This window comes from Streptomyces sp. SCSIO 75703, assembly GCF_036607905.1.
Classification (GTDB): domain Bacteria; phylum Actinomycetota; class Actinomycetes; order Streptomycetales; family Streptomycetaceae; genus Streptomyces.
Genome location: NZ_CP144555.1, coordinates 342,759 through 355,450, shown reverse-complemented (window position 1 = coordinate 355,450; position 12,692 = coordinate 342,759). Strand labels below are relative to the sequence as shown.

At 71.3% G+C, this 12,692-nt stretch carries 11 protein-coding genes; 10 read left to right on the top strand and 1 reads right to left on the bottom strand.

Going from position 1 to position 12,692, the window contains the following annotated elements:
- Window positions 1–225: 225 nt before the first annotated feature.
- From benA to VM636_RS01620, 9 genes are all read left to right on the top strand, one after another.
- A complete protein-coding gene (benA, locus tag VM636_RS01660; RefSeq protein WP_030418891.1) occupies window positions 226–1,575 on the top strand; it encodes a benzoate 1,2-dioxygenase large subunit in 1,350 nt (449 codons plus the stop codon).
- Complete coding sequence (benB, locus tag VM636_RS01655; protein ID WP_030418892.1) at window positions 1,572–2,078, top strand: benzoate 1,2-dioxygenase small subunit; 507 nt, start codon at window positions 1,572–1,574, stop codon at window positions 2,076–2,078. Before benA ends, benB begins: the two co-directional genes overlap by 4 nt.
- 32 nt (window positions 2,079–2,110) lie before the next feature.
- Window positions 2,111–3,142, top strand: coding sequence for a benzoate 1,2-dioxygenase electron transfer component BenC (benC, locus tag VM636_RS01650; RefSeq protein WP_037857561.1), 1,032 nt, complete (start codon window positions 2,111–2,113; stop codon window positions 3,140–3,142).
- The gene (gene benD / locus VM636_RS01645; RefSeq protein ID WP_053912803.1) at window positions 3,139–3,915 is read left to right on the top strand and encodes a benzoate diol dehydrogenase BenD; all 777 of its coding nucleotides are present in this window, start codon (window positions 3,139–3,141) and stop codon (window positions 3,913–3,915) included. Before benC ends, benD begins: the two co-directional genes overlap by 4 nt.
- Window positions 3,916–4,060: 145 nt before the next feature.
- Entirely contained in the window at window positions 4,061–5,434 is a 1,374-nt protein-coding gene (locus VM636_RS01640) for an MFS transporter (RefSeq protein ID WP_338482997.1), read from the top strand.
- Window positions 5,427–8,228, top strand: coding sequence for an AAA family ATPase (locus tag VM636_RS01635; RefSeq protein ID WP_338482996.1), 2,802 nt, complete (start codon window positions 5,427–5,429; stop codon window positions 8,226–8,228). Before VM636_RS01640 ends, VM636_RS01635 begins: the two co-directional genes overlap by 8 nt.
- A 275-nt stretch (window positions 8,229–8,503) precedes the next feature.
- Window positions 8,504–9,820 carry a benzoate/H(+) symporter BenE family transporter gene (locus VM636_RS01630; RefSeq protein ID WP_030418897.1) on the top strand — a complete coding sequence of 439 codons (1,317 nt, stop codon included), beginning with the start codon at window positions 8,504–8,506 and terminating at the stop codon, window positions 9,818–9,820.
- A 361-nt stretch (window positions 9,821–10,181) separates the two neighbouring features.
- Complete coding sequence (locus tag VM636_RS01625; RefSeq protein WP_030418898.1) at window positions 10,182–11,159, top strand: hypothetical protein; 978 nt, start codon at window positions 10,182–10,184, stop codon at window positions 11,157–11,159.
- Between the two features lie 98 nt (window positions 11,160–11,257).
- The gene (locus tag VM636_RS01620; RefSeq protein WP_338482994.1) at window positions 11,258–11,488 is read left to right on the top strand and encodes a hypothetical protein; all 231 of its coding nucleotides are present in this window, start codon (window positions 11,258–11,260) and stop codon (window positions 11,486–11,488) included.
- A gap of 55 nt (window positions 11,489–11,543) precedes the next feature.
- On the opposite strand, the gene VM636_RS01615 is transcribed toward VM636_RS01620, so the two are convergent.
- Window positions 11,544–12,113: a YdeI/OmpD-associated family protein gene (locus VM636_RS01615; RefSeq protein ID WP_030418900.1), complete on the bottom strand. Its 570-nt coding sequence runs from the start codon at window positions 12,111–12,113 to the stop codon at window positions 11,544–11,546.
- Window positions 12,114–12,344: 231 nt separating this feature from the next.
- On the opposite strand from VM636_RS01615, the gene VM636_RS01610 reads away from it, so the two are divergent.
- Window positions 12,345–12,644 carry a hypothetical protein gene (locus tag VM636_RS01610; protein WP_030418901.1) on the top strand — a complete coding sequence of 100 codons (300 nt, stop codon included), beginning with the start codon at window positions 12,345–12,347 and terminating at the stop codon, window positions 12,642–12,644.
- Window positions 12,645–12,692: the final 48 nt, after the last annotated feature.

Sequence of the window (12,692 nt, the reverse complement as noted above, 5' to 3'; positions counted from 1 at the left end):
TGTCGGGGCCCTCGAATGCGCTTCAGTGTAGGGAGGGAACCGCATGGGCTACCAATACCTGGTTCGCGGGTATTGAGAGGGTGCCGATATCAATACCCCCCTGGGTCAAGCCTGGGGGAATGTCTGGGGCCGACTCTTCACCGCGCTGTCATGGTGCTGCAAAGCAATGGCAATGAAGCCGCCGACCAGGTCGGCCGGCTCGGTCGAGGTGAAAGGGAGGGGAACATGGCCGACTTCAGCCGTGCGCGGTCCATCCTCGAAGACGCCCTCGTGGACGACCCGGACAACGGTGTTCACCGGGTCCGACGCAGTGTCTTCACCGACGAGGAGCTCTTCGAGCTGGAGATGAAGCACATCTTCGAGGGGAACTGGGTCTACCTTGCGCACGAGAGTCAGATCCCCGAGGCCGGGGACTACTTCACGACGTACATCGGCCGTCAGCCCGTCGTCATCTCCCGCGACAAACAGGGCGAGTTGCACTGCCTGATCAACGCGTGCAGCCACCGCGGCGCGATGCTCTGCCGCAGGAAGACGGACAACCGCACCACCTTCACCTGCCCCTTCCACGGATGGACGTTCAGCAACAGCGGACGGCTGCTGAAGGTGAAGGACCCGCGCGAGGCCGGCTACCCGGAGCAGTTCCACACCGACGGTTCGCACGACCTGAAGAAGGTCGCCCGCTTCGCGTCCTACCGCGGGTTCCTGTTCGGCAGCCTGAACCCGGACGTCAAGCCGCTCACCGCACACCTGGGGGATGCGGCGGTCGTCATCGACATGATCGTCGACCAGTCGCCGGAGGGCATGGAGGTGCTGCGCGGCTCGTCGACGTACTACTACGACGGCAACTGGAAGCTGCAGGCGGAGAACGGCGCCGACGGCTACCACGTCTCCGCCACTCACTGGAACTACGCCGCCACCCAGGCCCGCCGCACCTCGGGCGAGTCGAAGAACGACGCGAAGACGATGGACGCGGGCGGCTGGTCCAAGCAGAAGGGCGGTTTCTACTCCTTCGACCACGGCCATCTGCTGCTGTGGACCAAGTGGCTGGACCCCGCCAACCGGCCGCTGTACGAGAAGCGGGACGAACTGGCCGCCGAGTTCGGGGAAGAGAAGGCCGACTGGATGATCGGCGTCTCCCGGAATCTGTGCCTGTACCCGAACGTCTACCTGATGGACCAGTTCAGCTCCCAGATCCGGCACTTCCGGCCCATATCCGTCGACAGGACCGAGGTCACCATCTACTGCATCGCCCCCAAGGGCGAGCCGGCCGAGGCCCGCGCCCGCCGCATCCGGCAGTACGAGGACTTCTTCAACGCCACCGGCATGGCCACGCCGGACGACCTGGAGGAGTTCCGCTCCTGCCAGATGACCTACCTCGCCGAGTCCATGCCCTGGAACGACCTCAGCCGCGGCGCCGTGCACCAGATCGACGGCCCCGACGAGGACGCCAAGAAGATCGGCATCAACCCGATCGCCAGCGGCGTGTGCACCGAGGACGAGGGCCTCTACCCCATCCAGCACGGCTACTGGCTCGACATGCTGCGCACCGCCCTGGAGTCGGAGGAGGCGAAGTGACCACGGCGATCGACGGCACCGCCCTCGAGGCGATCCGGCAGTTCCTCTACCGCGAGGCCCGGTACCTGGACGACCGCGAGTTCGAGAAGTGGCTGGAGTGCTACCACCCGGACGCCGAGTTCTGGATGCCGGCCTGGGCGGACGACGGCGAGCTCACCCGCGACCCGCAGCGCGAGATCTCCCTGATCTACTACCCGAACCGGGCCGGCCTGGAGGACCGCGTCTTCCGCATCCGCACCGACCGCTCCAGCGCGACCAGCCTGCCCGAGCCGCGCACCGGCCACCACATCACCAACGTCGAGATCACCGGCCGCGACGGCGACACCGTGGACGTGCGCTTCAACTGGTTCACGCTCTACTACCGCTACCAGGCCGTCGACACGTACTTCGGCACCTCGTACTACACCCTCGACCTGTCGGGGCCCGAGCCGCTCATCACGCGCAAGAAGGTCGTCCTGAAGAACGACTACGTGCACCACGTCGTCGACGTCTACCACGTCTGATCCCCCCCGAGACCGCTGAAATGAGCCCCCGCATGTCCTTCCAGGTCGCCCTGAACTTCGAGGACGGCATCACCCGCTTCATCGAGTGCCGCCCCGACGAGACCGTCGCCGAAGCCTCCTACAAGGCCCGGATCAACATCCCCCTCGACTGCCGCGACGGCGCCTGCGGTACCTGCAAGTCACTGTGTGAGTCAGGAAGTTACGACGGCGGCGACTACATCGACGAAGCCCTGACCGACGACGAGGCGGCAGCAGGCCACTGCCTGCCCTGCCAGATGACCCCGCACAGCGACCTCGTCCTGCGCATCCCCTCCTCCTCGGCCGCCGCCAAGACCGGCCCGGCCGCGTTCGCCGCGACCATGGCCGACCTCAGGCGGCACTCCGCCACCACGGTCGAGTTCACGCTCGACGTCGACAACCGGCAGGGCCTCGACTTCCTGCCCGGCCAGTACGTCAACATCACCGTGCCCGGCACCGACCAGGCCCGCGCGTACTCCTTCAGCTCCGGCCCCGCCCAGCGGCAGATCTCGTTCCTGGTGCGCATCGTCCCGGGCGGCGTGATGTCCGGCTACCTCACCGAGCGGGCCAAGGTCGGCGACCGCGTCGAGTTCACCGGCCCGATGGGCAGCTTCTACCTGCGAGAGCTCTCCCGCCCCAGCCTGCTGCTGGCGGGCGGCACCGGCCTCGCGCCCCTGCTGTCGATGCTGGAACGCATGGCCCAGCGGTCCCTGGCCCATCCGGTCCACCTGCTCTACGGCGTCACCACCGACCAGGACCTCGCCCACCTGGACACGTTGGAGGACTACACGGAGGTCATCCCCGGCTTCACCTTCGACCACTGCGTCGCCGACGCCTCCAGCACCGCCCGCAACAAGGGCTTCGTCACCGGGCTGATGGACACCGGCACGCTGCACGACGGCGACGTGGACGTCTACCTGTGCGGCCCGCCCGCCATGGTCGAGGCCGTACGCGGCCACATCGCCTCCCTCGGCGTCGTTCCCGCGAGCTTCCACTACGAGAAGTTCACCCCGGCCGCCGTACGCACCACGGCGGAGGCGGCGTGAGCGTGCATGGCGAGCGGTTCACCGGAAAGAACGTCGTGGTCACCGGCGCGGCCCAGGGCATCGGCCTCGCGGTCGCCCGCCGACTGGCCGCCGAGTCCGCCCGGCTGACCCTCGTCGACCGGTCCGAACGCGTCCACGAGGAGGCCGCCGGACTGGGCGCACAGGCCGTGACCGCCGACCTGGAGTCGTACACCGGGGCGCAGGACGCGATCACCGCGGCGCGGGAGCACCACGGCCGGATCGACGTCCTGGTCAACAACGTGGGCGGCGCGATCAACTTCAAACCCTTCACCGAGTTCACGGCCGAGGAGATCCAGGCGGAGATCACCCGCTCGCTGATGACCACCCTGTGGTCCTGCCGTGCGGTGCTGCCGACCATGACGCGGCAAGGACACGGCGTGATCGTCAACGTCTCCTCGTGCGCGACCCGCGGCATCCACCGCATCCCGTACTCCGCGGCCAAGGGCGGCGTCAACGCGCTCACCGCGGCGCTCGCCTTCGAGTGCGCCGACGCCGGAATCCGTGTGGTCGCGACAGCACCCGGCGGCACCGACGCACCCCCACGCCACATCTCCCGGGGCACGCCCGCGCCGCGCAACGACCGGGATAAGGAGTGGTTCCAGGCCCACATCGACCAGACCCTCACCTCCTCCCTGCTGAAGCGCTACGGCACGCTCGACGAGCAGGCCGCGGCGATCTGTTTCCTCGCCTCCGACGAGGCGTCCTACATCACCGGGACGGTGCTCCCCGTGGCCGGCGGCGACCTCGGCTGACCGTCACTCCCGCCCCTCGCACCTTGCTTCCCCCACCCGATTGAGGCAGATCACCTCCCCACGCGCCGCTGCCCGGCCACCTCCCCCCGGGCCGGCCGCCCAGCGGAGACACCCCCGTCCCCTCACACGAACACGGAGTCCCCCGATGAACACTCCGCGGCTCAGAACCACCGATCCACGGCACCGGGCCACCCTGCGCTGGATCGTCGCCATCACCGCCGCCACCCTCGTGTTCGACGGCTACGACCTCGTCGTCTACGGCACGGTCGTCCCCGTCCTCCTCCGCGACCCGAGCCAGATCGGACACCTCACCCCCGCCCAGGCCGGCGCCCTCGGCTCCTACGCGCTCATCGGCGTCATGATCGGCGCTCTGGTCGCCGGCGCCGTCGGCGACCACCTCGGACGACGCCGCGTCATGCTGGCCGGCATCGCATGGTTCTCGATCGGCATGGGGCTGAGCGCGTTCGCCACCGACATGACCGTCTTCGGCGCCCTGCGTTTCCTCACCGGCATCGGGGTGGGCGCGCTCGTAGCCACCGCCGGCGCCCTGATCGCCGAGTTCGCCCCACCCCACCGCCGCAACGTGTACAACGCGATCGTCTACAGCGGAATCCCCGCCGGAGGCGTGCTCGCGGCCCTCCTGGCACTGCTCGCGCCCGACGGCGACGGCTGGCGCCTGCTGTTCCTCTTCGGCGCCGCACCCCTCGTCCTGCTCCTCCCGTTCGCCGTCCTGCGGCTGCCCGAGTCCCCGACGTGGCTGCTCGCCCGTGGGAAGCCCGTACGCGCACGTCAGGTCGCCGAGCGCACGGGCGTGCCGCTGCCCGGAGCGGCCGTTGGCGAGGCGGCGTCAGGGGCGAAGGCCAAGGTGGGCTTCGCCGCCCTCGCCACCCGCCGCTACGCCCCGGCCACCTTCCTCCTGGGCCTCATGAGCTGCTCGGGCCTGCTGCTCACCTACGCGTTGACCACCTGGCTTCCCGAGATCATGGGACAGAGCGGCTTCGGGCAGTCGTACGCCCTCCTCTTCCTGCTCACCCTGAACGGCGGTGCCATCGCCGGCGGCCTGATCGCCTCCCGGTCCGCCGACCGACTCGGCCCGCGACGGGTGATCGCCACGACGTTCGTGCTGGCCGCCGTATCCCTGGGCCTGCTCACTGCCGGACTGCCGCTCGGCTTCCTGCTGGCCCTGATCGCCGTCGCCGGTGTGGGCACCATCGGCACCCAGGTCCTCATCTACGGCTTCGTCTCCACCTACTACGACACCGTGGCCCGCGCGGCCGGAGTCGCCTGGTGCGCCGGATTCGGCCGGCTCGGCGGCATCGGCGGCCCCCTCGTGGGCGGGGCGCTCATGAGCTCGGGACTCTCCGCGCGCCACGCCTTCCACGTCTTCGCCGGCGTCGCCGTCGTCGGCGTCCTGGTGACCTGCCTCGTCCCGCGCCGGCCCGCCGTGCCCGCCTCCGCCCCGGCCGCCTCCGTCCCCGGGCCCCTGGGCGGCGGTGCTAGCGTGCTCGCCCATGAATGACCGCCCTGAGCTGCGGCGAAGTCTGATCGGGCGGGCCGGCGAGGTCGCCGCGCTGACCCGCGCGATCGGTTCCGCCTGCGCGGGGGCTCCCGACCTGGTGCTCGTCGAGGGACCGGCCGGCATCGGCAAGACGGCCCTGGTGGAGCAGACCCTGCGCGTCCACCAGGGCCGCGCCGAAGGACCCGCGCCCCGTGTGCTGCGCGTCACCGGTGTCGCGTGGGAGTCGGACCTGCCGCTCGGCATCGCCGGCCAACTCGTCCGCGCCCGCGGCACCGGCACCCTTCCGCCCGACCCCACGGCCCCGGACGCCGTACTCGCCACCTCCCGCGTTCTGCTCCGCCAGTGGACGACCGCGCAGGAGACGGAGCCACTGGTGGTGATCGTCGACGACGCCCACTGGGCGGACGCGGAGAGCCTGCGCGCCATCCGGTCGACGGTGCGCCGGATGTCGAACGAACGGCTGCTCGTCCTCCTCCTCGCGCGGAACGAACCGCACGAGCTGTACGACACGCGCGGGGCGCACGAGGAACTGCCACTGTCGGCCCTGCGCACCCTGGAGTTCCTCGACGGCTGCCGGGACGCCGCCGTACGGCCCGGGCCACTGACCGCCGAGGACGTCCGGACGCTCGCCTGCGAGGTCCACGGACTCACCCTGGACCTGCTCGCAGCCCGCCATCTGTGCCGCCACACCCTGGGCAACCCCCGCCACCTCACGCAACTGCTGGGCGAACTGCCCCGCGAGACCTGGCACGACTGGCGGCCCGAACTGCCCGCGCCCGCCCGCTGCGCCGCGGCCGTCCGTCACCGGCTCGCCCAATGCGGTGAGAGCGCCCGCCGGCTGGTCCAGGCGTGCTCCGTCCTCGGCGACGACGCCTCGCTCGCCGAGGCCACCGAACTGGCCGGCGTCGCCGACGCCCTGCCCGCGGTCGACGAAGCACGAGCGGCAGGGCTGCTCACCGCGACCATCGACCCCGGACGCGCCCAGTTGTCCTTCACCCACCCTCTGGTGCGGGCCGCCGTTCTCACCGGTATCCCGCTCACCCACCGCGCCGAGCTGCACCACCGCGCCGTCGAGGTCACCGCGGACCGCGGCAGTCGGCTCGCGCACCGGGTCGCCGCCACCAGCACGGCGGACGACGTGCTGGCCGGCGAACTCGACGCGTACGCCGCCGAACGCGCCACGGCCGGCGAGTGGTCCACCGTGGCCGACACCCTGGTGCGGGCCGGCCGCCTGAGCAGCGTGCGAGCCGTGCGGGAGGACCGGCTGCTGCGCGCCGTGGACGCGATGATCGCCGCCGGCGACGTGCCACAGGCCACGGCGTTCGCCGCGGAACTGGAGAGTTTCCCCGCGGACATCCTGCGGGGCGCGGTCCTCGGCTACCTCGCCATCATGCGTGGTCGTCCGGCCGAGGCCGACACCTTCCTGGCCCAGGCGTGGGAACGCTGCGAGCCGGCGCGGCACGCCGACCTGATGGCCAGGATCTGCCAGCGGCGGGTCCTGCACGCGCTCGCCCGCTTCGACGGCCGCGACCTCGTCGCCTGGGCCCGCCGGGCCATCGAGCTGGCGGACCCCGACGACCCCTCGGCCATCGAGTCGCAGGCCGTGCTCGGGCTCGGCCTGGCCGCGATGGGGCAGCCCGACGAAGCGCTGGCCGCCTACGAGACGGCCGCCGCCGAACTTCCCGGCGGAGCGCAGTCCCAGCGCTTCCAGCTCGGCCGCGGCTGGGTGGACCTCGCCCTGGACGCCCCGGAAGGCGCCCGTCGCACGCTCGAAGCGGCCGTGCCCACGGGCTACCGGATGGGCTCCACCCGTATCTCCCTGTGGGCGCAGGGCTGGCTGGCCCGCACCCAGCTCGCACTCGGCGCCTGGCCGGAGGCCCTGGAGACCGTGCAGCGGGCCGCCGTCCACCTCGCCGAGGTGCGCATCGAGCTGTGCCGGCCGCTGGTGCACTGGACCGGGGCGCAGATCCACGCCCTCCGGGGCGACTGGGAGGCCGCAGAGCACCACGTGGGCGAGGCCCACGCCGCCCCGCATCACTACGAGGTCATGCTGATCCCGTCCTGCCTGGCCCGAGCCCACGTCGCCGAGGCGCGCGGCGACTACGAGCGCGTCGTGGAGGCTCTGTCGCCGCTCGTCCACCTGCCCCAGCGGCTGTCGGTGGACGAGCCGGGCTTCTGGCCCTGGCCCGACGTGTACACCAACGCCCTGGTGATGACCGGCCGCCTCGACGAAGCCGACCTCTTCCTCGCACCGCACGAGGACCGGGCCGCCCGCCGTGTCCGCCGCTCCGCCATGGCCCGCCTCGGTCTGGCCCGCGGCCGGCTCACCGCGGCCCGAGGCGACATCGAAACCGCCCGCAAGGAGTTCGAGCAGGCCCTCGCCCACCTCGAACACCTCCCCCTCCCCTACGACCGCGCCCGCGTGAACTTCGCCTACGGCCAGACCCTGCGCCGCGCCGGCAAGCGCCGCGAGGCCGACACCGTCCTGAAGAACGCCCGCGACGCCTACGCCGCGCTCGGCGCCCGCACCTACGTCGAGCGCTGCGACCGCGAACTCAAGGCCGGCGGCCTGCACACCGCCCGCCTCACCCCCGGCCTGGCCCGCCTCACCCCGCAGGAGCAGGCCGTCGCCCGCCTGGTCGCGGACGGCGCCACCAACCAGCAGGCGGCTGTGGAGCTCTTCATCTCCGTCAAGACCGTCCAGTACCACCTGACGCACGTCTACTCCAAGTTCGGCATCCGCTCGCGCAGCGAGCTGGCGGCCCGTTTCCGGGAGGTGCCGGCGCAGGACTGACCGTCGAGCCGCCCGTCGGCCGATCACGGTGCGGTCCGCCGGCGGGGGCGGGGTGAACCGACGGCGACACGTGCACCCACTGCCGGAGTCGGGTAGCCGCCTCGTCGGCCGGCCGCCGGCGCGCAACACGTTCCCATCAGTACCGGACTCCGTGCCACTGCACGGGCATTGACGAGCGGCCGGCGCCGGCGGAAGCACGAGTGCCGGATCCCGCCCGTCGGAATCCCGCCCGCCGGGACGTTTCCGGAAGGCGAGCAACGAGAGTGAGGAGAACCGTGCCGTCCGACTCCGCCCCCACCACCCCTGTCGAGGTCGCCGGCCGTTCGGCCCCGCCGCAGCGGAAGGATGGTGAGCACCGCTTCGAACGTCCCGTCTGGCCTCCGCCGGGACCGCGGCGCGTCGCCGCGGACTTCGGCGCCCTGTACGCGGCGAACGGTGTCGTCGCGGCGGTCTTCTCGATGACCGGGCCGGTCGCCGTGATTCTGGCCGAAGGCACCCGCGGCGGGCTCTCACAGGCCGAGATCGCCTCGTGGATCTTCGGTGTGTTCTTCCTCAACGGGCTGCTGACCATGCTGGCCTGCTGGCTCTACCGTCAGCCGCTGGCGTTCTTCTGGACCATCCCCGGAACCGTGGTGGTCGGGACGTCCTTGAACCATCTGTCGTGGCCGGAAGTCGTCGGTGCGTACGTCGTCACCGGCACGCTGATCCTCGTCCTCGGACTGACCGGCTCGGTGCGCCGCGTCATGTCGTGGCTGCCGATGCCGATCGTGATGGCGATGGTCGCCGGGGTCTTCCTCACATTCGGTACGGATCTGGTGCGGGCGGTGGAGGGACAGGCCGTCCTCGCCGTGCCGATGGTGGCCGCGTTCCTGCTGCTCAGCGCCCATGCGCGTGTCGGACGCTGGATGCCACCGGTGCTCGGTGCGCTACTCGTGGGCGCCGTGGCCGTCGCCGTCGCCGGGGACGTTCGGGCGGTGCCCGGCGCGGGGTGGCTGGCGGCACCGGTGGTCCAGGCACCGCAGTGGTCCTCGGGCGCGATGCTGGAACTGGTGGTGCCGTTGGCCATCACCGTGCTTGTGGTGCAGAACGGGCAGGGCATGGCCGTACTGACCGACGCCGGCCATCGGCCGCCGATGAACATCGCCACGGTGCTCTGCGGCGTCTGGTCCCTCCTCGCCTCCGTCGTGGGAGCCGTGTCCACATGCCTCACCGGCCCCACGAACGCCCTGCTGACTGCGTCCGGCTGCCGCACGAGGCGGTACACCTCGGGCATCCTCTGTGGTGTGCTGGCCGTCGTCTTCGGACTTCTGGCCCCGGGCTTCGTACGGATGATGACGGCGATGCCGGAGGCGTTCGTGGCCGCCCTCGGAGGTCTGGCGATGCTCCCGGCACTCAGGTCCGCGTTCACGGCGGCGTTCGGCTCCGCGTGCACCTTCGGCGCGCTCGTGAGCTTCCTTGTCACGGTCGCGGACGTGCAATTCCTGAACGTGGGGTCGGCGTTCTGGGGCCTGCTCGCCGGGCTGGCGGTCAGCCGGCTGCTGGAACCGGCCGACTTCCGGCGGGCGACCACCGCGCCGCCCACGAGCGGCTGACTGCCGGAGCACACGACCCCGCCCCGTTCGGCCAGGCTGCGTGACGACCGCGCCTCGACGGGACTTCGCGGTGACGGTGGCTCACGCGCGCATCGCCTCCTGAGGCGCGCGGCGCCGCTTCCCCTGCCCGCAGCGGGGTGACATCCCGCCGAGGTGACTGGCCGACCACTGCGGACCTGTCTGTGTCCTACGTCTCACCAAGACCGTTCGCCGAGCCGTCCGCGCTGCTCACGGCACCCCCACCGCGGTGCGTACGCGGCCGGTCGTCGCGCGCGCGGGGCAGGCGATCTTTCGCGTGTGGGCCGGCGAACTTAGCGTGGTGCGCCTCAGAGTGAATCGGACTGTCGAAAGGTGAACTCAGGTGCGATTACTTCGGCATGTGCTGCTCTCCCTGCCCGCGGCCGCCATGGTCGTCCTCGCGACCACCGCACCCGCCTCGGCCCAGCCGGAGCGGACGCAGGACGCCCACGGGACGACCGCTTCCCCGGCCGTCGCGGCCGACGGCGCCCGGATCGACACCCTCGGTGCCGCCGAGGAGGTGGAGGAGTACTGGACGCCCGAACGCATGCGGAACGCCATCCCCGTGACGCCGGAGGAGCCCGGTGCCGGGAGATCGTCGGGCACCGCGGAGCAGCCCGGTGGCCCGCCCGGTTCCACCCCGGCCGCCGCCCCCTCGGGCGAGATGAGGGCGAAGCTCGTCGAGACCTCCGTCGCCGGCAAGGTCTTCTTCACCAAACCGAGTGACGGCAAGAACTACGTCTGCTCGGCGAGCGCCCTGAACAGCGGATCGAAGCAGATGGCGATCACCGCGGGCCACTGCGTGCACGAGGGCAAGGGCGGTGACTGGATGAAGAACTGGGCGTACGTTCCCCAGTACCGCAACGGCGACAAGCCCTACGGCACCTTCGTCGCCAAGCAGATGCGCACCTTCAACGGCTGGATCAACGACGGCAGCTTCGACTGGGACGTCGCCATGGTGACGACCTGGCCGCAGGGCAGCGACAAGCTGGTCAACCGCACCGGCGGCAACGGGCTGAGCTGGAACTACTCGCGGGAGCAGGACGTCACGATCAACGGCTACCCGGGGAACAAGGACAACGGCCAGCTCCAGTGGTACTGCCAGGGCCGGACCTCGAACTCCGGCGGCAAGCTCGCGCTCGGCTGCGACTTCGGCGGCGGCTCCAGCGGCGGCCCGTGGATGCGCGAGTTCAGCGAGTCCTCGGGGCTGGGCCAGACCAACGGGGTCACGAGCACCATCGACTCCGCCGGGGTGAACCGGAGTTCCTACTTCGGTGACAGCGTCAAGCAGATGTTCGACGACCAGGGCTCCGTCACCTGAGGTTCGGCGAACGGTGTGCGCCCCGCCGCGCTGCCAGTAGCGTGGCGGGGTGAGCGCCGTTCCCGTACGGCTACGCACCCGCCAAGGAGGCCGCCCCCATGAAGCGCTTCGGCGTCCGCGCCCTCGTCGTCGCCGCAGGCGTCGCGGCGACGGTGTTCACCGTCGTGGCACTTCGCCAGGACACGTCCGCGTCACCCGTCTCGCCGCCGGAGCCCAGGGGCGACACCTCGACCTCCGATGTGCAGCGTGACCAACGTGACGTGGAGCAGTACTGGACCGACCGCCGCATGGAGGAGGCCGAGCCGGCGCCGATGCCGACCGAGGAGTGACGGCCGCCTTCGGGTCGTCCCGTTGCCTGGGTGACCACGTGACCGTAGGCGTGCGTCATGGATGGAGCACCTCGTGGTTCGCCATCATGGTGACGAACTTCTCGATCCGCCGGGCACGTGTCTCGGGCCTCTTGGCGCTCTGTACGCGGTACAGGATCGCGTACCGGTTCTTGCTGTTCAGGGTGGCGAAGAATGCCGCCGCCTCGGGGACTCGCAGGAGGGCCTCCCGCAGGTCGTCCGGGACGGCCATCCTGCTCTGCGAGGCGTAGGCCGCCTCCCACCGTCCGTCGGCTTTGGCGGCCTCGATCTCGCGTTGCCCCGCCGGCCGGACCCGGCCCTGCGCGGCCAGCCGTTCGGCCCGCTCCCGGTTCGCCTGTGACCAGGGGCTCTTCTTCGACCGCGGTGTGAAGCGCTGCCGCCAGTACAGGTCGTCGACCTTGTCGCGCCGACTGTCGATCCACCCGAAACAGAGGGCGACCTCCAGGGCCTCGGTGTACGTGAGGCCCGGGAGGCCGGTGGCCTTCTTCGGGATGCGCACCCACACCCCGGCCGCGCTCTCGTGGTGCTCTTCCAGCCACTGCTCCCAGCGGACGTGATCCTCGAAGGTGATGGTCGGTTCGCTCATGCACGGATTCCATCAGGACCGGGTCGAGGGCGCGGCCTCTTCGCAGAACCGGGGGCCCGGTGCCACGGCGGCGGGGCGCGGTGCCACGCGGATGCCACGCCGTTGCCACGCCGCGTCGGCACAGTGGGACACCACGGCATCCGCTGTGGCGGGGAAGCCGGCGAGGGGCCGTACGGGGGCGGCCTCCTCGGACGCTCCGGCGACCCCGCGACGACCGACGAAGGGATTCCCATGAGCCGGCCCGAGAAGATCCGCACGCGTCTGGCCGGTGGCCTGCTGGCCGCCGCTTCCGTCGCCGTACTGGCCGCGCCCGCCACGGCGCAGGCCGCGGCCCCGGCCGCGCACCGGAGCGCGGTCTCCGCGGCGCCCGCGTCCGAGGCGGGGATCACGGCGTCGTGGCGCACCATCGCCACCTACCGGACGTCGCTCGGCTGCAAGGGCGAGAAGGCCTCGCTCGAACTGTCCACGCCGTGGGTCCTGCGCTGCCAGTCCGCGGGCGCCTTCACCCACCACCTCCAGCGCTACCACTGAGCCGGCCCGCCGGGCCCCCTCGCGCCGCTCCTCCCACACACTCGGACA